Origin of the sequence: Mesorhizobium sp. M1A.T.Ca.IN.004.03.1.1, from assembly GCF_003997555.1 — a bacterium.
Lineage (GTDB): Bacteria > Pseudomonadota > Alphaproteobacteria > Rhizobiales > Rhizobiaceae > Mesorhizobium.
Genome location: NZ_RZTV01000758.1, coordinates 1 through 251 on the forward strand (window position 1 = coordinate 1; position 251 = coordinate 251).

At 60.2% G+C, this 251-nt stretch carries 1 protein-coding gene; it reads right to left on the minus strand.

Features of this window, described 5'->3' with window-relative positions; genetic code table 11:
• Positions 1 to 235: LysR substrate-binding domain-containing protein (locus tag EOD29_RS33690; protein ID WP_348630477.1), on the minus strand; the 235-nt coding region annotated here is incomplete at its 3' end.
• Positions 236 to 251: the final 16 nt, after the last annotated feature.

The window sequence follows — 251 nt, forward strand, 5'->3', positions numbered from 1 at the left end:
TGTAGGCAAGCCCGAGCCCATCCAAAGCAGCGGCTTCCAGCATCAAACTATCGTTGATGATGAGCGGCCCATTCATTCTGACCACAAGCTCCTCGCTGTCGCGCTCGAACTCCCAGGCATACAATCCACCTCCTGTGGTTTGCCGGTAGCTAATACCCCGGTGGTCGCCGAGATCGCGGGGCGTCATCGGGATTGTGCGGTTCTGGAAGTAGGACGGCGATCCCACCACCGCCATGCGAAGGTCAGGGCCG